This is a genomic window from uncultured Sphingomonas sp., assembly GCF_937871615.1.
GTDB lineage: Bacteria > Pseudomonadota > Alphaproteobacteria > Sphingomonadales > Sphingomonadaceae > Sphingomonas.
In genome coordinates, this window is the sequence record NZ_CALMPA010000021.1 from 1 (window position 1) to 20,225 (window position 20,225).

26 protein-coding genes are annotated in these 20,225 nt (G+C 67.9%); 13 read left to right on the plus strand and 13 right to left on the minus strand.

The window, feature by feature from the left end; genetic code table 11:
- On the minus strand, positions 1-310 hold a 310-nt coding region (locus Q0316_RS04515), incomplete at its 3' end, for a biotin/lipoyl-containing protein (RefSeq protein ID WP_298670206.1).
- A gap of 105 nt (positions 311-415) precedes the next feature.
- On the opposite strand from Q0316_RS04515, the gene Q0316_RS04520 reads away from it, so the two are divergent.
- The 3 genes from Q0316_RS04520 (at position 416) to Q0316_RS04530 (ending at position 2,662) form a co-directional block, all read left to right on the plus strand.
- Positions 416-868, plus strand: coding sequence for a universal stress protein (locus Q0316_RS04520; RefSeq protein ID WP_298670208.1), 453 nt, complete (start codon positions 416-418; stop codon positions 866-868).
- Positions 869-920: 52 nt separating this feature from the next.
- Positions 921-2,219, plus strand: a complete 1,299-nt coding sequence (locus Q0316_RS04525; protein WP_298670210.1) for a M20/M25/M40 family metallo-hydrolase — start codon at positions 921-923, stop codon at positions 2,217-2,219.
- A 110-nt stretch (positions 2,220-2,329) separates the two neighbouring features.
- Positions 2,330-2,662 carry a hypothetical protein gene (locus Q0316_RS04530; protein ID WP_298670212.1) on the plus strand — a complete coding sequence of 111 codons (333 nt, stop codon included), beginning with the start codon at positions 2,330-2,332 and terminating at the stop codon, positions 2,660-2,662.
- Between the two features lie 40 nt (positions 2,663-2,702).
- On the opposite strand, the gene Q0316_RS04535 is transcribed toward Q0316_RS04530, so the two are convergent.
- Positions 2,703-3,398, minus strand: a complete 696-nt coding sequence (locus Q0316_RS04535) for an RcnB family protein (RefSeq protein ID WP_298670214.1) — start codon at positions 3,396-3,398, stop codon at positions 2,703-2,705.
- Between the two features lie 104 nt (positions 3,399-3,502).
- Positions 3,503-3,985 (minus strand): GAF domain-containing protein, encoded by a 483-nt coding sequence (locus tag Q0316_RS04540; RefSeq protein ID WP_298670216.1) that lies wholly within the window; start codon positions 3,983-3,985, stop codon positions 3,503-3,505.
- Between the two features lie 124 nt (positions 3,986-4,109).
- Here Q0316_RS04540 and arfB point away from each other — a divergent pair, with 124 nt between their 5' ends.
- Positions 4,110-4,481 carry an alternative ribosome rescue aminoacyl-tRNA hydrolase ArfB gene (arfB, locus tag Q0316_RS04545; protein WP_367179633.1) on the plus strand — a complete coding sequence of 124 codons (372 nt, stop codon included), beginning with the start codon at positions 4,110-4,112 and terminating at the stop codon, positions 4,479-4,481.
- Positions 4,482-4,488: 7 nt separating this feature from the next.
- On the opposite strand, the gene Q0316_RS04550 is transcribed toward arfB, so the two are convergent.
- Positions 4,489-5,148, minus strand: coding sequence for an RluA family pseudouridine synthase (locus Q0316_RS04550; RefSeq protein WP_298670220.1), 660 nt, complete (start codon positions 5,146-5,148; stop codon positions 4,489-4,491).
- A gap of 47 nt (positions 5,149-5,195) precedes the next feature.
- Between Q0316_RS04550 and Q0316_RS04555 the strand changes: the two genes are divergently transcribed.
- Positions 5,196-5,915, plus strand: coding sequence for a M15 family metallopeptidase (locus Q0316_RS04555; protein WP_298670222.1), 720 nt, complete (start codon positions 5,196-5,198; stop codon positions 5,913-5,915).
- Here the strand turns inward: Q0316_RS04555 and Q0316_RS04560 are convergent.
- The 3 genes from Q0316_RS04560 to Q0316_RS04570 all read right to left on the minus strand — a co-directional run bounded on the left by Q0316_RS04560 (position 5,900) and on the right by Q0316_RS04570 (position 8,143).
- Positions 5,900-6,688: a class III extradiol ring-cleavage dioxygenase gene (locus Q0316_RS04560; protein WP_298670224.1), complete on the minus strand. Its 789-nt coding sequence runs from the start codon at positions 6,686-6,688 to the stop codon at positions 5,900-5,902. The two genes, Q0316_RS04555 and Q0316_RS04560, sit on opposite strands and share 16 nt — an antisense overlap.
- A 57-nt stretch (positions 6,689-6,745) precedes the next feature.
- Positions 6,746-7,348 carry an NAD(P)H:quinone oxidoreductase gene (wrbA, locus tag Q0316_RS04565; RefSeq protein WP_298670226.1) on the minus strand — a complete coding sequence of 201 codons (603 nt, stop codon included), beginning with the start codon at positions 7,346-7,348 and terminating at the stop codon, positions 6,746-6,748.
- A 66-nt stretch (positions 7,349-7,414) separates the two neighbouring features.
- Positions 7,415-8,143, minus strand: coding sequence for a pirin family protein (locus tag Q0316_RS04570; RefSeq protein WP_298670250.1), 729 nt, complete (start codon positions 8,141-8,143; stop codon positions 7,415-7,417).
- 94 nt (positions 8,144-8,237) lie between these two features.
- Between Q0316_RS04570 and Q0316_RS04575 the strand changes: the two genes are divergently transcribed.
- From Q0316_RS04575 to Q0316_RS04585, 3 genes are all read left to right on the plus strand, one after another.
- Positions 8,238-9,125, plus strand: a complete 888-nt coding sequence (locus Q0316_RS04575) for a LysR family transcriptional regulator (protein ID WP_298670252.1) — start codon at positions 8,238-8,240, stop codon at positions 9,123-9,125.
- A 253-nt stretch (positions 9,126-9,378) separates the two neighbouring features.
- On the plus strand, positions 9,379-10,701 hold the full coding sequence (locus Q0316_RS04580; protein WP_298670254.1) for a carbohydrate porin: 1,323 nt from the start codon (positions 9,379-9,381) through the stop codon (positions 10,699-10,701).
- Between the two features lie 38 nt (positions 10,702-10,739).
- A complete protein-coding gene (locus Q0316_RS04585) occupies positions 10,740-11,435 on the plus strand; it encodes a phosphatase PAP2 family protein (protein WP_298670256.1) in 696 nt (231 codons plus the stop codon).
- Here the strand turns inward: Q0316_RS04585 and Q0316_RS04590 are convergent.
- Entirely contained in the window at positions 11,415-12,242 is an 828-nt protein-coding gene (locus Q0316_RS04590) for a CoA ester lyase (protein WP_298670257.1), read from the minus strand. The two genes, Q0316_RS04585 and Q0316_RS04590, sit on opposite strands and share 21 nt — an antisense overlap.
- Positions 12,239-13,237: a UDP-glucose 4-epimerase GalE gene (galE, locus tag Q0316_RS04595; protein WP_298670259.1), complete on the minus strand. Its 999-nt coding sequence runs from the start codon at positions 13,235-13,237 to the stop codon at positions 12,239-12,241. Before galE ends, Q0316_RS04590 begins: the two co-directional genes overlap by 4 nt.
- A gap of 63 nt (positions 13,238-13,300) precedes the next feature.
- Between galE and msrA the strand changes: the two genes are divergently transcribed.
- On the plus strand, positions 13,301-13,849 hold the full coding sequence (gene msrA / locus Q0316_RS04600; RefSeq protein WP_298670261.1) for a peptide-methionine (S)-S-oxide reductase MsrA: 549 nt from the start codon (positions 13,301-13,303) through the stop codon (positions 13,847-13,849).
- A 6-nt stretch (positions 13,850-13,855) separates the two neighbouring features.
- On the plus strand, positions 13,856-14,329 hold the full coding sequence (locus Q0316_RS04605; protein ID WP_298670263.1) for a hypothetical protein: 474 nt from the start codon (positions 13,856-13,858) through the stop codon (positions 14,327-14,329).
- Positions 14,330-14,345: 16 nt separating this feature from the next.
- Here Q0316_RS04605 and Q0316_RS04610 read toward each other — a convergent pair whose 3' ends face one another.
- Both Q0316_RS04610 and Q0316_RS04615 read right to left on the minus strand, forming a co-directional pair.
- Entirely contained in the window at positions 14,346-14,891 is a 546-nt protein-coding gene (locus Q0316_RS04610) for a GNAT family N-acetyltransferase (protein WP_298670265.1), read from the minus strand.
- A 145-nt stretch (positions 14,892-15,036) separates the two neighbouring features.
- Complete coding sequence (locus Q0316_RS04615) at positions 15,037-15,954, minus strand: L-threonylcarbamoyladenylate synthase (protein WP_298670267.1); 918 nt, start codon at positions 15,952-15,954, stop codon at positions 15,037-15,039.
- A 37-nt stretch (positions 15,955-15,991) separates the two neighbouring features.
- On the opposite strand from Q0316_RS04615, the gene Q0316_RS04620 reads away from it, so the two are divergent.
- From Q0316_RS04620 to Q0316_RS04630, 3 genes are read left to right on the plus strand one after another with little or no spacing between them, the layout of a single operon-like run.
- On the plus strand, positions 15,992-17,692 hold the full coding sequence (locus tag Q0316_RS04620; protein WP_298670269.1) for an acyl-CoA dehydrogenase: 1,701 nt from the start codon (positions 15,992-15,994) through the stop codon (positions 17,690-17,692).
- A gap of 5 nt (positions 17,693-17,697) precedes the next feature.
- Positions 17,698-18,492 (plus strand): energy transducer TonB, encoded by a 795-nt coding sequence (locus tag Q0316_RS04625; RefSeq protein ID WP_298670270.1) that lies wholly within the window; start codon positions 17,698-17,700, stop codon positions 18,490-18,492.
- Positions 18,449-19,216 carry a protein-L-isoaspartate(D-aspartate) O-methyltransferase gene (locus tag Q0316_RS04630; RefSeq protein WP_298670272.1) on the plus strand — a complete coding sequence of 256 codons (768 nt, stop codon included), beginning with the start codon at positions 18,449-18,451 and terminating at the stop codon, positions 19,214-19,216. The genes Q0316_RS04625 and Q0316_RS04630 overlap by 44 nt, the downstream gene beginning before the upstream one ends.
- A gap of 32 nt (positions 19,217-19,248) precedes the next feature.
- Here Q0316_RS04630 and Q0316_RS04635 read toward each other — a convergent pair whose 3' ends face one another.
- Positions 19,249-19,602 carry a GntR family transcriptional regulator gene (locus tag Q0316_RS04635; RefSeq protein ID WP_298670274.1) on the minus strand — a complete coding sequence of 118 codons (354 nt, stop codon included), beginning with the start codon at positions 19,600-19,602 and terminating at the stop codon, positions 19,249-19,251.
- A 37-nt stretch (positions 19,603-19,639) separates the two neighbouring features.
- Positions 19,640-20,218, minus strand: a complete 579-nt coding sequence (locus tag Q0316_RS04640) for a nitroreductase (protein ID WP_298670276.1) — start codon at positions 20,216-20,218, stop codon at positions 19,640-19,642.
- Between the last annotated feature and the right edge of the window lie 7 nt (positions 20,219-20,225).

A 20,225-nucleotide genomic window follows, 5' to 3' on the forward strand; every position in this document is an offset into this window, starting at 1 on the left:
GAGCGGCGGGCGCGGCTTCCTTCTTCGGCGCATCCTGTTTCGCAGGCGCTTTCGCGGGCGCCACTTCACCCTCGCCCGACAGGAGCAGAATGACCGTGCCGACCTTCACGCCATCGGCGCCCTCGGCGACAAGGATCTTCTCCACGGTGCCTTCGTCCACGGCCTCGAATTCCATCGTCGCCTTGTCGGTCTCGATCTCGGCCATCAGGTCGCCGGCCCTGACCGTATCGCCTTCCTTCACCAGCCATTTGGCGAGCGTGCCCTCCTCCATCGTTGGCGAGAGCGCGGGCATTTTGATCTCGATCGGCATTCAATTCCCCGAGGAACGGTGGGTAGTTCCGATCGTCTCTCGCGCCGCACCCTTGCGCGGTCAAGCCCATGGGCCGATAACCGATCGCATTGGGGGGCATTGGTCATGCGCATCTATCTGACCGTGATCGACGATACGCCGGAGGCGGAAATCGCGCTGCGCTTCGCCGCGCGGCGGGCGGTGAAGACGGGGGGCGGCGTCGAAATACTCGCGCTGGTGCCCAAGCAGGAGTTCATCGCCTTCGGCGGCGTGCAGGCGACGATCGAGGAGGAGGCGCGGCTCCACGCCGAGGGGCTGGTGGCGAAGGCCGCCGGCACGTTGATCGAGGAATCGGGCCTGCGCCCGTCGATCACCGTGCGGCAGGGCGACGGGCGAAAGATCATCCGCGAGGTGCTCGCAGCGAATCCCGATATCTCCGCGCTGGTGCTGGGCGCCGCGAACAATGGCGCGCCCGGCCCGCTTGTCGCGCATTTCGCCGCCGATCTCAGCCTGTTGTCCGTCCCGCTGATGATAATCCCCGGCAATCTCGATCAGGCCGCGATCGACCGGCTCAGTTGATTCCCGGATGATGCGGCTTGCCTGAACGCGCGCGCCGCGCCACCGTCCGCGGATGCGCATTCTCCTGCCCCTCGCCGCCGCCACGCTGATCGCCACCCCCGCCGCCGCGCGCGATGCGCCATCGCCCGAGCGGCTGCGCGGCACGGTGGAAAAGCTCGTTTCGTTCGGGACACGGCATTCGCTCTCATCCGCCACCGATCCCCGGCGCGGGATCGGCGCGGCGCGCAACTGGGTGGCGGGCGAGTTCGTCGCGCTGTCAAGGCAATGTGGCGGATGCATCACCGTAGAGCGCTTGTCCCGCCGCTTCGTCGTCCCGCGTGCGCCCAATGGCGTGGTAATCGAGGACATTCTCGGCATCCAGAAGGGCACAGACCCCAACCGCTTCATCATCATCGGCGCCCACATCGACAGCCGCGTAACCGATGTGATGAACGTCACCGCAGATGCGCCGGGCGCGAACGACGATGCCTCCGGCGTCGCGCTGGTGATGGAGGCGGCGCGCATCCTGTCGAAGGAGAAATTCGCCGCCAATATCGTCTATGTCGCTTTCTCCGGTGAGGAACAGGGGCTGTTGGGCGCCACCCTGCTGGCGCAGACCGCCAAGGCGCGCGGCTGGCAGGTCGATGCGATGCTCAACAACGATATCGTCGGCAATTCGGTCGGCCAGGGCGGGGTGAAGGTCGCCGATCGCGTCCGGGTTTTCTCCGAAGGCATCCGTTCGAGCGAAAACCTCGCCGAGCAGATGGAGCGCCGCGCGATCGGCGGCGAGGATGATGGGCCGAGCCGCGCGCTGGCGAAGGCGATCCGGGGTGTCGCGGGCGCCCTTCCGGGCGGATTCAACGCCTTCCTCGATCGTCGGCCCGATCGCTTCGGGCGCGGCGGCGATCACGAACCCTTCCTGCGTGAAGGCTATCCGGCGGTGCGCTTCACCGTCGCGGTGGAGAATTGGGATCGCCAGCATCAGGATCTGCGCACCGAGAACGGTCGCGCCTATGGCGACACGGTCGACGGCATGGATTTCGATTATCTCGCGAAGGTGACCGCGATCAACGTCGCCACGCTGGCGCGACTCGCGGCGGCACCGGCGGCACCGGCCAGCGTCTCGCTCGCCGGCGCGCTGGGGCTGGACACGCGGGTCACCTGGTCGCCGGTGCCGGGCGCGCACGGTTATCGCATCCACTGGCGCCGCGCCGACCAACAGGACTGGACCGATTCGCGCGACGTGACCGGCGCGACCGATATGGTGCTGAAGGAGGTGCCGGTTGACGATCACTTCATCGGCGTGTCCGCGATCGGCGCGGATGGCGCGGAGAGCATCGTCTCATTCGGCGGGCGCGCGCCGGCAAAGTGACGCGCGCGATCAACCTGAAGCGCGGCTGACCAGGCTTTTCAACGATCGTTCAGTTGCGATTCGGCAGAACGATCGGACGGGAGTGGATGCCTTGAGCGAAAGGAATTCACATGAACACGTCACGGATCGCCATGATCGCCTGCGCGCTTGGCGCAATTGCCGGGCTCAGCACCGCCGCCTCCGCTGAAACACGCTGGGGGCGCCATCATCCGCGCCAGCACGAGGTGCTGAAGCGCGCACATCACCAGATCGCGCGCATCAATCACGAGCGGCGCGAAGGCGAGATCACCGGCGCGCAGGCCCGCGCCGATCGCGCCACCGATCGCGCGATCATGCGGCAGGATCATGCCGATGCGCGCGCCAATGGCGGGTACATCACGCGCGCCGAGCAGCGCCAGTTGAATGCCGAGGAAAATGCCCAGAGCCGCACGATCGGCAAATGACGGGATCGCGCCTCGCCTCGGCAGCGGGCGGGGCGCGTTTTCAGCGCCGCCGCGGCTTGTGTCTGCGCGTTGCTCGATGCGCGGGCCTTGGCGTATAGGTGACTGTATCGCTGGCGATCGCAGGCCCCATTCGCTCCTTCCGGATGGTAACCGTCGTGATCGTGGGGGCGGGATAATAATAGCCGTCGGCGTAATAGCCCGGCGTCGTGCCGGTGGTACTCGTCGTCACCACCGTCGTTCCATCCGGGCTGCGCACGACGCTGGGCGGCGGCAACGGCTGCTCTCCATAATAACCTGCATCCAGGCCCGGCCCGTCGAGGCGATCCCAGTCCACCCCCGCAACCCAATCATAGACGCGGCCACGCGTGTCGATCAGCACCGCATCGTCGTAGTAACGCGACCAATTGTAGCCATAGGGCGGCTGCGGCAATCCATAGCCGCGCCAATCGCCGACATACCAATCGGGCGCGACCCAATAAGACGGCAGAACGCGGCCACGCGTCGGCTGACGATAGGCCCGCCAGCCGCCCGGCGCCCCGGCCCCGCCCCACCAACGCCCGTCAACCCGCCCACCCCAGCGGCTTTCGCGCCGGGGATGATGGAGCGGCGCTGGCGGTACGCCATGCCAGTCCCCGGCAGGGCCGCCCGGCCCCGGCACCGCGACGCGCTGGGCGCTGGCTACCCCGGCGGTGCCAAGAAGCGTCAGCGCGGCGACCGACAGGATCAGCGTGCGCATGTCATTTCTCCCTGTTTTCAAGCCGCAACGATCAGGCAATCCCTGACGGATTGCTTACCATCCCGCCGGGGGAGTCTCCAGCACGGGCACTGTCCCGAATCGGATCAGGCGATACGCTCCGCGATCAGCGCCACCAGCACCTCGCACCCCGCCGCATCCTCGGCATCGAACCGTCCGACATTGGGACTGTCGAGATCGAGCACCCCGATCAGCCGCCCGGCGAACACGATCGGCACGACGAGTTCGGACGCGCTCGCCACGTCGCACGCGATATGCCCGGCGAAGGCGTTCACGTCCTCCACCAATTGCGTCGCCCGCGTGCTCGCCGCCGCGCCGCACACGCCCTTGCCAAGCGGAATGCGGATGCACGCCGGCTTGCCCTGAAACGGGCCAAGCACCAGTTCGTCCCCGATCATGCGATAGAAGCCCGCCCAGTTGAGATCGGGCAGATATTGCCACAGCAACGCGGCGGCGTTGGCCATATTGGCGATCGCATCCGGCTCATTCGCGGTCATCGCGTCCAGCGCGCGCGTGAGTTCGCGGTACAGTTCCGCCTTCGATCCGGCGGCGATATCGAATTGATACATGCACCCGATCTAGGGCGGCCCGCCCGATCAATCCAGCCACACCCGCGCGGATGGCAGCCAAGCGGCCAAACTGCTACCAGCCCGCGCCATGCTGCTGCGCGTCAACCATCGTCTGGAAATCGAGATCGAGGAATCCGCCACGCGTTCCGGCGGGGCGGGCGGCCAGCACGTCAACACGACGGACAGCGCGGTGATCCTGCGGTTCGATCTGGTGGCCGCCCCTTTGCCGGTAAGCGTCAAATACAGGCTCGCGCATCTCGCCGGCTCGCGGATGACCAGCGACGGCGTGCTGATCCTGCGCGCGGAAGGCTCGCGATCGCAATATGACAATCGCGCGGAGGTACGCGCGCGGCTGATCGAACTGGTCAATCAGGCACTCGTCGTCCCCAAGAAACGCCGCCCGACCAAACCGACCAAGGGCTCTCAAAAACGGCGGGTCGAGGGCAAGAAAGCGCGGGGCGATATCAAGGCCGGGCGCGCGAAACCACGAGAATAACGCCGCTTCATGCGGCTGGCGCGTCGAACCCCGCGCTCACGAAACGCTCGGGCCATGGCGCTGTTGCCGCGACATCCGCCTTGCCGGCGCGCGGCACGATCAGTTCGATGGCGTGGAGCATCATTCCGGCTGGATGGGGGGTGCCGTAGAACGGGTCGCCGGTCACCGCGTGGCCGAGCCCTTCGAGCGCGTGGACGCGGATCTGATGCGTGCGCCCGGTCGCCGGGCGGAATTCGACGAGCGCGCGGCCATCGCGGGTATCGAGCAGCCGCCAGGCGGTGCGCGCAGGCTTTCCCTTCGGATCGGTGGTCATCCGCCAGCCCTTTTCGCGCGTCGATACCTTGCCCAGCGGCAGGTCTATCTCGCCCGCCTCGCTCTCGGGCACGCCATCGAGCACCGCGATATAACGCTTCATCACCGCCCCCGCCTCAAACGCCTGTTGCAAACGGGCGTGGGCCTTTGGGTTGCGCGAAAGAAGCAGACAGCCGCTCGTGTCGCGATCGAGGCGATGCACCGCCTGCGGCCAGCGGCGGAAGCCGAAGGTCAGGCTGTCGAGATGATTCTCGAGGCTGATCGAGCCATCGCGCGGCCGATCGACCGGCAACCCCGCGGGTTTGTCGATTACCAACGCCTCGCCGTCGAGGAAGAGCACCCGGTCGCCCAGCATGACGCGCCCCTTGCCACCAAGGGCGCGCGGAGGCCAGAGAAAGCCGCATGAATCTGCGCCCCTTGTTCCTGATCCTGTCACTGCTCGCCGCGCCGGTGGAGGCGCAGGTCTGCGGCGGGACGAGCGCCAGCGTCGCTGCCGACGGGCGCGCGCTGGGGCATCTGCCTTATGGCGACGTGCCGGATCGCGATCTCGTCACGGCCCCGCCGGGGGTGGCGATCCTCGGCACATGTCGGCTGCGACCGGAGGCGATGGCGGCGTTGCAACGGCTGCTCGCGGCGGCGGCGGGCGATCCGGCGGTGGAGGGGCAGCTCTATGCGCTGTCCTGCCATCGCTCGATCGAATCGCAGGAGGCGACCTTCTGCAAGCCGCGCGCCGAGGCGAGCGACGGCGATCGCTCGATCTCCGTCGCGCCGCCGGGACATAGCGAGCATGGCACCGGCTATGCGCTCGATTTCACGGTGCGCCCGACCGACGGCTGCCGCGATGCCGAGGCGTGCATGGCGGCCAAGCCCGCCTTCCGCTGGCTGCGCGAAAACGCGCCGCGCTTCGGCTTCGAACTGTCCTTCCCGCCGGGCAACAGCCAGCGCGTGAAATGGGAACCGTGGCACTGGCGCTGGGTGGGGACGAGCGCCGACGAGCCGGGCGCGGCACGCGCGCGCTTCATCTTCGCGCGCGCCCGGCGCGAATTTCCGGCCGATCCGGCGCTCATTGACAGGCTTGCCGCCACGCCGGGCGGCGCGACACAGGCTCAGGCGAAGGAATAAGCGTCCATCGCCAGCACGCCATAAGTGTAGCTGTGGTGGAGCCTGCTCGCCCGCGCGCCCTCCCCACCCGCGCCAAGCGCACCGGGGAGCGGCAGGAAGTGATCCGGCGTCGGATGGTTGCGATGCCCGTTCGGGCCAAGCGCGATCGCATCGAGCACCGCCGGCGTGTCTCCAGCGGCCAGCCGATCATGTATCCAGTCGGCGAACGCGCTCACCCATTCGGGTGTCGGTGAATCGACCGTCCGGCGCCCGGCGAACACCTCGCGCAGGTTATGCGTCATGCTGCCCGATCCGATCACCAGCACGTTCTCCGCGCGCAGCGGCGCCAACGCGCGGCCAATGCGATAATGCCAGTCCGCGCCATGGGCCGTACTGATCGAGAGCTGGACGACCGGGATATCCGCCGCCGGCCAGCCAAGCAGCAGCGGCACCCACGCGCCATGATCGAATCCGCGCACCGGATCGGCCCGCACCGGAACGCCCGCCCCCTCGACCAGCGCGGCGACGCGCTCGGCGAGCGCCGGCGCGCCGGGCGCGGGATAGCGCAGACGATAGAGTTCGTCTGGAAAGCCCCCGAAATCGTGGATCGTCCCCGGATGCGCGGCGGTGGTCACCACCGCGCCGGGCATGTCATAGTGCGCTGAGAGCATGACGATGGCGTCCGGCCGCGCCAGCGTTGCGCCCAGCCCGCTCAGGAAATCGCGCGCCGCGCTCGGCTCGGCAACGATCATCGGCGATCCGTGAGAGACGAACAATGCGGGCTGGGTATTCATGGCGATGTCCTCGAAAATGCGGCGCCGGTGCGCTGAACGACGCACCGGCGAACGACTTCATCCCTTCAGCTTCGCGGCGGTCTCGGCGATGCGGCGGCCCTGATAGCGCGCGCCGTCCAGTTCCTCCGCGCCGGGCTGGCGGCTGCCGTCGCCATTGGCGATCGTCGTCGCGCCATAAGGCGAGCCGCCGCGCACCTTGTCTACGCCCATCTGCTCGGTGAAGCCGTAATCGAGCCCTATGATCGTCATCCCCTGATGCAGCAGGTTGGTGATGATCGAGAATAATGTCGTTTCCTGACCGCCGTGCTGGCTGGCGGTGGAGGTGAAAGCGCCGCCAACCTTGCCGATCAGCCCGCCACGCATCCAGATGCCGCCGGTCGTATCCCAGAACGCCGCCATCTGGCTTGGCATCCGGCCATAGCGGGTCGGCGCGCCGACGATGATCGCGTCATAATCGAGCAGCGCCTCCGGCCCCTCGATCACGGGATGCGCGGTATCGGTCTTGAAATGCGCGGCCTTCACCACCTCCGGCGGCGCGGTTTCGGCGACACGGCGAATATGAACCTCCGCACCAGCGGAACGCGCGCCCTCGGCCACCGCGTCGGCCATCTGCTCGATATGGCCGTAGGACGAATAATAAAGAACGAGAACCTTGGTCATCACATTGCTCCCATCGGGAAAGGGGGTGCCGCCCGGCGGGGGAAGGCCGGGCGGCGGGGGAAGGAATTATTCGGAATCGACGAGCACAAGCTCCGCATCCTCCTCGGCGGTGATCGTGAAGCTGCGGCCACCAGACAGCGCCGCGCCGTCTCGCGCCCCGAACGCCTCGCCATTGATCTCGATCCGCCCGGTGGCGGGGACGAGATAGGCATGGCGCCCCTCGCCCAGATCATAGCTGACCGTCTCGCCGGCCTTCAGCGTCGCGCCCATCACACGGGCGTCGGCGCGGATCGGCAGCGCGCCCGCGTCCTCGGCAAACCCGCTCGCCAGCGTGACGAAACGGCCCGAACGATCCCCTTTGGGAAACGGCTTGGCGCCCCAACTCGGGCTGCCGCCACTCGCGCGCGGCATGATCCAGATCTGGAACAAGGTGGTCGGCTCATCCTCCAGATTATATTCGGCGTGGCGGACGCCCGAGCCAGCGCTCATCACCTGCACGTCGCCAGCCGCGGTGCGGCCGCGATTGCCCATCGAATCCTGATGGGTGATCGCGCCGGTGCGAACATAGGTGATGATCTCCATGTCGCGATGCGGATGCGGCGGGAAGCCGTTCTGCGGGGCGATCAGATCATCGTTCCACACGCGGATCGCGCCCCAGCCCATCCGGGCGGGATCGTAATAATCGGCGAACGAGAAATGATGACGGGCATCGAGCCAGCCGTGATTGGCGTGGCCCAGGCTTTCGAACGGGCGGCGTTCGATGCCGCTATTGGCCTTTGTCAGTGTGTCGGTCATGGCAACCTCCATTGCTTGACCGGAAGATAGGCCGGCGCGATGATCGCGAAAACGGAAACGAATGAAACGGATCGTTTCCAAAATGGAGCATAAGATGCGGTTACCCGATCTTGAAGGCTGGGCGACCTTCGCCACCGTCGTCGATCACGGCTCGTTCAGCGCGGCGGCGATCGCGATCGGCGTATCCAAGGCGACCGTCTCCAAGACGGTCGCGCGGCTGGAGGCGTCGCTCGGCCAATCCTTGTTCCACCGCACCTCGCGCCGCCTGACGCTGACCGAGGCGGGCAAGCCGCTCGCCGAACGTGCGCGGCGGATGCTGGCGGAGGCGGTGGCGGCAGAGGAAGCCGCGCACGACGCCGCCGCCGCTCCCGCCGGGCGCGTGCGGCTCGCCGCGCCGATGACTTTCGGAGTCAGCAATGTCGCGCCGCTGATCGCGGAATTTCTTGGCCTGCATCCGGGGATAGAGATCGAACTCGCGCTATCCGACGCGCGTGTCGATATCGTCGCGGAGGGCTTCGATATCGCGCTGCGCATCGCGGACCTGCCGGACAGTTCGCTCCGCGCGCGGCGGCTGTGCGCGATCGCCAGCCATATCGTCGCCGCGCCCGCCTATCTGGCGCGCCACGGCACGCCGCACCATCCGGGCGAACTCGGCGAGCACCGGCTGCTCGGCTATACCAACGTCACCGGCCCTTGGCGCTTTCGCGGGCCAGGCGGCGCGGAGGTGGTGGTGCGCGCGGAAGGGCCGCTCGCCGCCAATAGCGGCGACGCACTGATGCCGGCATTGCTCGCCGGGCTGGGCATCGCGCGGCTGCCGGATTTCATCCTCGGCGATGCGCTGGCCAGCGGGCAGGTGATCGAGATCCTGCCCGATTGGCGCCCGGCCCCGGTCGGCCTGCACCTGCTCACCCCGCCCAGTCCGTTGCGCCCCGCGCGGGTGGAGGCGCTGATCGCCTTCCTTTCCGAACGGCTGCGCGATTGAGGTGCGCGCGCGATGGCGGGTTGATCTGTCATTTTCCCGGAGTATGAGCGCCGCCATTGAGCCAATCCCGACTCGCCACAAGGACGCCTGAACCCAATGCCCCGATCTAGCCCGTTGTCGGGCGACGGAGACAGTAGAAGCCGCGCTTCGCTGCCCCCGATCGCTCCCGGCCCGGTGGCGGTTCGCAACGGTCGGCACGACGCCTGACCGCGCGCTCCTCCTCGGGCTCATCACGAACCCGATGGAAGTCGCAATGACCAGAATTTCAATTTTCACGGCAGCCGCCGGCTGCCTTGCCGCGCTCGTGCCTCCCGCCGCCGCGCAGACCACCGACCAGCCGACGCAGGATTGGGCGGTCCACGGGCAGGCCAGCTTCGTCGTGCAGGGCGTGGGCGGATTCGCCGCGCCCTATTCCGGGGCGAACAGCCTGGCGCCGCATCAGGTGCGCGAAACCGGCGATGTCACCGCCTTCATTGGCGCGCGTCCGTGGGCGGGCGCCGAAATCTGGGCCAATCCGGAAATGGATCAGGGCTTCGGCCTGTCGGACACGCTCGGCATCGCGGGTTTCCCCAGCGCGGAGGCGTATAAGGTGGGGCGGGCCAACCCCTATTTCCGGCTGCAACGCCTGTTCATCCGCCAGACGATCGGGCTGGGCGGCGCGCGTGAGGCCATGGCGCCCGGCGCGAACCAGCTCGGCGGGATGCGCGACACTGATCGCATCGTCATCACCGCCGGCAAGTTCGGCGTCGACGACGTGTTCGACACCAATGCCTACGCCCATGATCCGCGCGGCGATTTTCTCAACTGGTCGGCGGTGAGCGCTGGCACGTTCGATTATGCCGCCGATGCCTGGGGCTATTCCACCGGCGCGGCGGTGGAACTCTATCGCGGCGCATGGGCCGTGCGGCTCGGCGCGTTCAACCTGTCCAAAGTGCCCAATGGCGAAACGCTGGAGCGCGATTTCAGCCAGTATCAGATTGATGCCGAGATCGAGCATCGCCACGCGATCGCCGGCCATCCGGGCGCGGTGCGCGTCACATTGTTCCGCAATCACGGGCGGTTCAGCCGCTTCGACGAGGCGCTGGCGCTCGCACAGGCGACGGGCGCGGCGATCGACCCGGCGCTGACGCGGCGGCCGATGACGCGGCTCGGCGTGCATTTCAATCTGGAGCAGGAACTCGCCGGCGATCTCGGCCTGTTCGCGCGCGCCGGCATCGCCGACGGCGCGATCGAGCCTTATGATTTCACCGACATCGACCGCACGGCGCAGATCGGCGCGGTGCTGCGGGGCGCGCGCTGGCGGCGCCAGAACGATCGCATCGGCCTCGCGCTGATCGCCAACGGCATATCGGCGGAACATCGCCGTTTCCTCGATGCCGGGGGGATAGGCGTGCTGGTCGGCGACGGGCGATTGCCGCACGCGGGCGCGGAGCGGATCGCCGAATTGTTCTACGCCGCGCGCCTCACCCCCGCGCTGGAGGCGACGATCGACGCGCAGCATATCGCCAACCCCGGCTATAATCGCGATCGCGGGCCGGTGAACGTCCTCGCGCTCAGGCTCCACGCCGCGTTCTGACTTGCCAGCGGCGCGGACTTCGGCCCTTAACTGCCGCCATGCGCGAAGATCCCCTGCTCGACCATGAGGAGCCGGTGCCCCCCGGCGTCGCCCACCCCAGCCCGCTGATGCTGGGCGGCGGGCTGATCGCGCTCGCCATCATCGCCGCGCTGGCGGCGGGCGCGCTGGTCACGCGCCATCCGTTCGGCTTCGATCGGGCGATCATCCTCGCGCTGCATGAGGCCGGGCCGATGTGGCTGCGCCATGCGGTGATCGACGTGACCGCGCTGGGCGGCGTAACCGTGCTGGCGTTCGTGGTCGCCGCGACCACCGGGCTGCTGCTCGTCCGCCGCCTGTGGCTCACCGCGGCGCTGGTCGTGGCGGCGACGACGATCGGCTCGCTGGTGGTGGACGTGCTCAAGACGATCTTCAGCCGCCCCCGCCCCGAGATCGTCGACCACATCGTCGCGGCGAATGGCTACAGCTTCCCGAGCGGCCATGCCGCGAACAGCGCGATCGTCTATCTCACCATCGCGGCATTGGTATCGCAAGTGACGCGCGGTCACGCGACACGGCTCTATATCGCGCTGATCGCGGGCACGCTGGTTGCTGCGATCGGGCTGAGCCGTGTATATCTCGGCGTCCACTGGCCGTCCGACGTGCTCGCGGGGTGGAGCTTCGGGACGTTATGGGCGCTCGGCTGCTGGTCGATCGGGGCCAAAGCGCGGATGCGTCTAATCCACCAGCGCGAGTAGCCGCCGCGCCGCCTTCAGATGCGGCGCGTCGATCATCCTGCCGTCGATCTGGAGCACCCCTACCCCCGGATTGGCCGCGAACGCCGCCACCACCGCACGGGCGTGGACTATCTCATCGGGCGAGGGGGTGAAGGCTGCGTTGATGACCGCGATCTGGCTCGGGTGGATCGCCATCATGCCGGTGAAGCCATCGCGCCGCCCACGCGCGGCATAAGCGGCAAGCCCGTCGAGATCGCGGAAATCGGGATAGACCGTCTCGATCGCCGGCACCCCCGCTGCGTGCGCACCGAACAGGGTGAGCGCGCGCACCACCTTATAGGGATCGGTATAGCCGCCATCCGCCTCGCGCGCGGTCGCCGCGCCGATCGCCGCGGGCAGATCCTCCGCCCCCCATGTCAGCCCGGCGAGCCGTGCACCGCCATAAGTGCCGAGCGCGAACACCGCGCGCGGCGTTTCGCTCGCGATCGGCAGCACGACATAATCGCCCGCCAGCCGCGCGCACAGATCATCGACCGACGCGCCGCCTTCGGCCTTGGGCAAGGTGATCCCCGCGACCGGCAGCCCCGCCAGCGCCGCGAGATCATCCGCCACCAGCGCCGAATCGAGCGGGTTGATCCGCACGAACAGCGCCGGCCCGTCGGCCACCCGCGCGACGAATTCCCGCACGGCCTGCCGCGCACGCTCCTTGCTGGCGAGCGCCACCGAATCCTCCAGATCGAGGATCAGCGCATCGGCCCCCAGCCCCAGTGCCTTTTCCATCCGCTCGGGCCGGTCGCCGGGGACGAACAGCAGCGACCGCAGCCTCATTCGCCCATTCCCGCGAGCTTGCGTTCCCACGCCAGCGCGTCGCGCACGATCCCGTCGAGGTCGTCGCGCTTCGGCCGCCACGGCAACGCCTTGAGGATCGCACGGTTATCCGCGACCAGTTCCGCCGGATCGCCCGCGCGACGCCCCTCGAATCGGCGCTCGATTTTCATGTTGGTCACGCGATCGACCGCGTCGAGCACCTCCATCACGGAGAAGCCGCGCCCATAGCCGCAGTTGAGCGTGTGGCTGTCCGCCGGTCGCGCGATCAGCAGCCCCAGCGCCGCGACATGCGCGTCGGCGAGATCGGAGACGTGGATGTAATCGCGCACCCCCGTGCCGTCGCGGGTGGGGAAATCGGTGCCGAACACGCCGACATGCGCGCGCTTGCCCGTCGCCGCCTCCACCGCGATCTTGATGAGGTGAGTCGCGCCGATCGTCGATTGCCCGCTGCGCGCCTGCGGATCGGCGCCGGCGACGTTGAAATAGCGTAGCACGCAATAATTGATCGGATGCGCCGTCGCCACGTCGCGCAGCATCGCCTCGGTCATCAGCTTCGACATGCCATAGGGATTGATCGGCACGGTCGGATCGCCTTCCGCCACCGGCACCTTGTCCGGCGTGCCATAAGTCGCGGCGGTGGAGGAGAAGATGAAATGCGGCACGCCCGCCACCACCGCGCTCTCGATCAGGCTGCGCGAGGCAGCGGTGTTGTTGCGATAATATTTGAGCGGATCGCTCACCGATTCGGGCACCACTACCGATCCGGCGAAATGCAGGATCGCGCGCACGCGATGTTCGCTGAGCACATCACGGACGCGATCGTCCTCCACCGCCATCTCGATCAGCGTCGCACGGGGGTCAACCGCCCAGGCGAAGCCGGTGACGAGATTGTCGAGCACCACCACATCATATCCGGCGTCGAGCAGCGCCAGCACCGCATGGCTGCCGATATAGCCGGCGCCGCCTGTCACCATCACCTTGCCGTCGAATGTCATCCGCCACTCCTTTGCGTGGGCGTTAGCGGCTTACTACATTGGCCGCAAAGGAGACCTCATCCCATGATCGAATATGCGACGCTCGCCGGTGGCTGCTTCTGGTGCACGGAAGCGGTGTTCAACGACGTGATCGGGGTGGAATCGGTCGAGAGCGGCTATATCGGCGGCACCGCGCCCAACCCCACATACAAGCAAGTGTGCGGCGGAGACACCGGCCATGCCGAGGCGATCCGCGTCGGCTTCGATTCCGCACAGGTGAGTTATGCCGACCTGCTCGACATCTTCTTCGCGACGCACGATCCGACGCAGTTCAACCGGCAGGGCAATGACATCGGCACGCAATATCGCTCCGCGATCTTCCCCATGAGCAACATGCAGGAGGAGCAGGCCAACGCGGCGATCGCGCGGACGCAGGCCAATCACGACAAGCCGATCGTCACCACCATCGAATATGCCGACGAATGGTGGCCGGCGGAGGATTATCACCAGAGCTATTGGGAAGGGGAAGGCCAGCGCAATCCCTATTGCATCGCCTCGATCCCGCCCAAGCTGCAAAAGCTGCGCAAGAGCTTCGCGGCGCGCGCGAAAGCGGCAGCAGTCAGCGAGGAGTAACAGAGGATGACGATGCGCAACCTGCTCGGCGCCCTGACATTGGGCATGTCGGGCTTTGCCCCGGCAGCGGCGGCGGCGCCCCATTATCCGCAGATCGCGGCGATCGACGCGCAGCCGACCGCTGCCGAGGCGGCGATCGTCCGCAGCGTGCTCGGGCGGTCGTTCGGGAAGGAGTGGAGCGATTACGAGAGATCCGGTCACCGGGTGGGCTTCACGATCGGCCATGGCGATCTGAACGGCGACGGTCGCCCCGATCTGCTCGTTCTGTTCAACGATCCCGGCTTCGGCTATTGCGGCGCGGCGGCGTGCGCGGGCTATGCCATATTGGCGACACCGCAGGGCTATGCGGCCAAGCCGATCGACCTGGCATATTTTGTCGAGCGGGTGGTGATCCTCCCCACGGTCCATGGCGGGATGCACGATCTTCGCTATGACGACGCGCACGTCGTCTTCAAGTGGAACGGCAAGGGATATCAGTGAGCCGTCCTCGTGGCGCTCAATCGCGGGATTTCGTCAGTTCCTTGCGCATCCTGACGAGCGGCACGGGCACCCCGTCAACATCGTCGGTGACCGTCTCGACCGGGCGATAGCCGCAGGCGGCATAGAGCGGCTGTCCGCTCATCGTGCCCATCAGCTCGATCGCGCCGAACCCGGCTTCCGCCGCGACCCGCTCGCAATGATCGAGGATCAGCCGCCCGACGCCGCGCCGCGCGAAATCGGGATGGGTGTACATCGCGCGCACCCGCGCCGCATCGCGCGCCGGATCGAGCAATTCGGGCCGGCGCAGCGACACGCTGTGATCGCCGCCATATAGCGTCGCGCGGTTGCTCCATCCGCCGCATCCGGCCAGCACGCCATCTTCCTCGACCATGAAATAGGTGCGATCGGCGATCAATTGCGTGTCCAGCCCCATCACCGCGCGGCTCGCGACGATCTGCTCGGGCGAGAGGAAGCCCTGTTGCAACGTGTCGATCGCCAGCGCCATCACGGCGCGCAGCGCGGGCAGATCGGCTTCGGTCGCGGTGCGGATCGTGAAGGTCATGTCGCTCCTCTAACCTGTCGTGACATAGCATGGATCCCGTCCGTCATTCCCGCGAAGGCGGGAATCCATAAGCACAATCGTTCCAGTTCCAGCCGCAAGGCCAGCGCGAATGGATTCCCGCCTCCGCGGGAATGACGAAGCATTCCTAGCGATGCGCGGCGCGGCGCAGCCGGTCGTTGATCGCCGCGCCGATCCCCGCGTCGGGCACCGGCGCGACCGCGATTCGGCCCGGCTTGCTGGCGTCGGCGCGGTGCAGCGCATCGAACAGCCGTGCCGCCGCCTCCACGAGATCGCCGGATGCGGACAATGTGTCGTCGCCCTCGACCGCGCCGAAGCCGATCAGCCATTCCCCGGCCTCTGCTCCAGTCGCATCGAGCCGCAGCGGCTTGGCCGGCGCATAATGCGTGGCGAGCTGGCCGGGCGCCGTTACCTTTCCCGCCGCTTCAGCCAGCGGCAAGCCCAATTGTTCGGAGGAAATCGGGCCGGGGCGCAGGATGCGGCCCTGCATCACGATGGTCGATTCCAGCCCCGCCGGGCACGCCCCATCATCGACGATCAGCGGCACCCGTTCGCCAAGGCTCGCCGCGACATGCTCTGCACGCGTCGGGCTGATGCTGTTGCTCGCATTGGCGGATGGGGCGGCAAGCGGCTTGCCCGTCGCGGCGAGCAGCGCCCGCATCGCGCGATGCGCCGGCACCCGGAGCGCGATCGTATCCAGCCCGGCGGTGACGAGCGCGGCGATCCCCGCATCGGGCCGCGCGGGCAACACCAAAGTCAACGGCCCCGGCCACCAGTTGGCCGCCAGCGCGCGCGCGACATCATCGAATATCGCGATCCGCTCCGCCGCCGCGAGGTCCGGGACATGAACGATCAGCGGGTTGAAGCTCGGCCGCCCCTTGGCGGCATAGATGCGCGCCACCGCGCGCGAATCGGTCGCATCGGCGGCGAGGCCATAGACCGTCTCGGTCGGCACCGCGACGATGCCGCCGCGCGCGATCTCCGCCGCCGCTTCCGCGATCGCCGCTGTGCCGTAGCGTCTCAGGCCGGGGTGTTGAGCTGTCATCCCATGGGGCTATAGCGGCGCGCGCAAGGAGATAGAAATGCCCTTCACTGCCCCGATCACCGAACAGCGCTTCATCCTCGATCATATCGTGCGCCTTGGCGAACTTGCCGCGACCGATCGCTTCGCCGCGGCATCCGATGACGTGATCGACGCGGTGCTCGAAGGAATCGGCCAGTTCGCGGCCGGCGAATGGGCGCCGCTCGCCCGCGCCGGCGACACGGTCGGCGCGAAATGGACGGCTGACGGCGTGGTGATGCCGGCGGGCTATCCGCAAGCCTATCGCGCCTTTGTCGAGGGCGGCTGGGGCACGATCGGCGCGCCTGAAGCGTTCGGTGGGCAGGGGCTGCCCTTCACGATCCAGACGGCGGTGCTGGAAACGCTCGGCACCGCGAACATGGGGTTCGCGCTCTGCCCGATCCTGACCGTCGGCGCGATCGAGGCACTGGCGCATCACGGCACGCCGGAGCAGCAGGCGGCCTATCTCCCACGCCTCACCACCGGCGAATGGACCGGCACGATGAACCTCACCGAGCCGCAGGCGGGCAGCGATGTCGGCGCGCTCAAGACGATGGCGAAGCCGCGCGGCGACGGTAGCTGGTCGATTAAAGGGACGAAAATCTTCATCTCGTTCGGCGATCACGACATGGCGGAGAATATCGTCCACCTCGTGCTGGCCCGCACCCCTGACGCGCCCGCCGGAACGCGCGGCATCTCGCTGTTCCTCGTCCCCAAATACCGGCTCGACGCCGATGGCAATCCGGGCGCATTCAACGACGTTCGCGTCGTCTCGATCGAGCACAAGATGGGGCTGCACGCCTCCCCCACCTGCGTTCTTTCGTTCGGCGACCATGACGATTGCATCGGCCACCTGATCGGCGCGGAACATGCCGGGATGCGCGCGATGTTCACGATGATGAACAACGCCCGCCTCAACGTGGGCCTGCAAGGCGTGCAGGTGGCGGAAGGCGCGACGCAGAAGGCGGTCGAATATGCCCGCGAGCGCATCCAGGGCACGCGCGGCGGCCAGCCGACCGCGATCATCGAATTTCCCGACGTGCGCCGGATGCTGATGCGGATGAAGGCGCAGACGCTCGCCGCGCGCGCGCTCGTCTATTACGCCGCCGGTCAGGTCGATTACGCCGGGCTGGGCGACGCGGCCGCGAAGGACCGGCTGGAGTTGGTGACCCCGCTCGCCAAGGCGCACGCCACCGATATCGGCAATGAGGTCGCTAGCCTCGGCGTGCAGATCCACGGCGGCATGGGCTTCATCGAGGAAACCGGCGCGGCGCAATTCTTCCGCGAGGCGCGGATCACCCCGATCTACGAAGGCACCAACGGCATTCAGGCCGCCGATCTCGTCGGGCGCAAGCTCGCTTTGTCGAACGGCGGCGCCTTCTCCAGCCTGATCGCCGATATCCGCGCCGAGGCGCAGGACGCCGGGCTGATCGCGCTGGTCGACGCGTGCGAGCGCATCGGGCGGCGGCTCCAGACCGCCGATGCCGATGACCGGCTGGCGGCGAGCTATCCCTTCCTCAACATGCTGTCGGTCGCCACCGCCGGCTGGCTGGTCGAACGGCTGGCGCGCGAAAGCGCCGATGATGCGCCGGGGCGCACGCGTCGCGCGATCGCGGCCTTCTATCTCGCGCAGATTCTGCCTGAGGCCAGCGGGCAGATCGCCGCTGCCGAGGCCGATGCGAGCGCGCTCTACCGGCTCGACGCGGACGCCTTCATGGCCTGACTCACGTGTCGTTCAGCCGATCCGTGCGTTATGGCGCGGTGAACTGGACGATCGCCGCGCCGGAGAACCGCCACCGCCTCGTCGCCGCACTGGCGGCAGCGGTGGTGCAGGTGCTGCTCGTCTGGGCATTGCTGAGCGGGCTGACGGTGCGCATCCCGCATGTGATCGCGCGCAGCATGGCGGTGTTCGGCGTGCTGCCCGATCCGCCACCGCCGCCCAAACGCGTCCCTCCGCCGCCACCACGCCACCGCGTCGCCGCGAAGGGCAGCCCCTCGCCACCCAATCTGCGCTCGCAGGCCACCCCGGTCGCCGCGCCCATTCCCGTGATCCCGCTGCCGGTTCCCCCGGTGATGGTCACCACGCCCAAGCCCTATATCGGCGCACAGGCAACGACCGGGGCGAGCGACGTGGCCGGCCCCGGCACCGGCGATGGCGGGCAAGGCAATGGCTATGGCGGCGGCGGCGATGGAGACGGCGGCACCGGCCCACGCTGGCGCAGCGGGCGGCTGAAGGATTCGGATTATCCCGCCGATGCCGGGCGCGCCGGCGTCAGCGGCACCGTCTCGGTCCGCTACCTCGTCGGCACCGACGGGCGGGTAACCGAATGCGACGTGACCCGTTCCAGCGGCAGTGCCGCGCTCGACGACACGACATGCGGCCTGATCCGGAAACGCTTCCGCTTCTCCCCCGCGCGCGATGGCAGCGGGCGCCCGGTGCCGGCGTGGATCGTCGAGAATCACACATGGGTGATCGAACATGATCCGACACCGCCGGATGAAGGTGACCGGCGCGGGCGATGATGCCACGATCGGCGGCGGCGCATGGAAACGGACCCGGCGATGCTTCGTGCGCGTTGACGCCGCATCGAAGGAACGATCCATGCCGGCGGCATCCAGTCTCCGCAGCGCGATGGTTGATGCCCAGATCGCCGCGCGTGGCGTGCGCGATCCGGCGGTGCTTGGCGCGATGCGCGTCGTCCCGCGCGAGCGCTTCGTCCCCGCGCACCTCCGCGAACTCGCCTATGAGGACATGGCGCTGCCGATCGAGGCGGGGCAAACGATCTCCCAGCCCTATATCGTCGCTTATATGATCGAGAGCGCGGGAATCGCGCGCGGCGCACATGTGCTGGAGATCGGCGCCGGCTCGGGCTATGCCGCCGCGGTCATGAGCCGGATCGCGGACAAGGTCTATGCGGTCGAGCGCCTGGCGGAACTCGCCGATCGCGCGCGCGAACGGATGGCGGCCCTCGGCTACACCAATGTCGAGATACGTACCCGCGACGGGATAGATGGTTGGCCCGAGGCAGCGCCGTTCGATGCGATACTCGTCGCGGCGGCGGCCCGCTCAATCCCCGAACGCTTGCCCTGGCAACTGGCGATCGGCGGCCATCTGGTGATGCCCGTCGGCAAGCGCGACCAGCAAAGGCTGGTGCGTGTGACGCGCCGCGCCACCGCTGCCTTTGATGAAGCCTGTCTCGGCGATGTGCGCTTCGTCCCGCTGATTAGCGCGCATGGGCAGGCGTAGCGCGCAAGGACAAGGTCAAAAGACGCTATGCGCTACACGCGCTCCGCCATCAGATCGGCCAGGTCCAGCCCGAGCAACTCGATATAGCCCCGGATGCGCGGCCATTGGTGTTGCACGAACGTCTCGCGCTCGGCCAGCCGCAGGCGCTCCACCGCGCCGGGGAGAACGAACATCCCCACCCCGCGCCGCACCTCGACATAATCCTCGTCCTGAAAGCTCTGATAGGCCTTGGCGACGGTCAACGGGTTCGCGCCATGCTCGGCGGCGAGCGCGCGGACGGAGGGAAGCTGATCCCCCGCGCGATAGTCCCCGCGCAGGATAGCCGCCGCGATCGTGGCGCGCAGGCGGATGTAAACCGGGCTGTCCTCGTTGCTCAAAGCTGTCATGGTGCCTTAATACAGCAAATGAGGTAAAAAGCCAGTCCTATCCGGGCCAATGGCTGATTACCGCGCCCGTTTCGGGGCGCGGGCGCTCCTCCAGCGGTTTCGCCGGCGTGCCGATGAACACGAAGCCGGCGATGCGCTCCGGTGCCGCGCCGAACGCATCGCGCACGCGATCGGAGAACGCCGCCCAGCCGGTCAGCCAGCCACCAGCGAAGCCCATCGCGTGCGCGGCATGGAGCAGGTTCATACACGCGGCACCCGCCGACAATTCCTGTTCCCACAAGGGAATCTTGCTCTCCGCGCGCGGCGAGGAAAGCACAACGACCAGCGCCGGCGCCTGATGCGCGAATTGCTCGAGCGCCTCGATCTCGATCCGTTTCGCCTCGGGCCGCTCGGCGCGATAGGCATCGACGATCACCTGCGCGAGCGCCGCGCGACGCTCAGCCGCAACGATAACGAAGCGCCACGGCGCGAGCTTGCCGTGATCCGGCGTGCGCGCGGCAATGGCGCACATCGCCTCCAGTTGCGCCGGATCCGGGCCGGGCGCGGCAAGATCGCGCGGCTTGGCCGAACGGCGGGTGGCAAGAAGCGAGAGCGGCGTGGAGCGATCGTTGAACATCGCGATT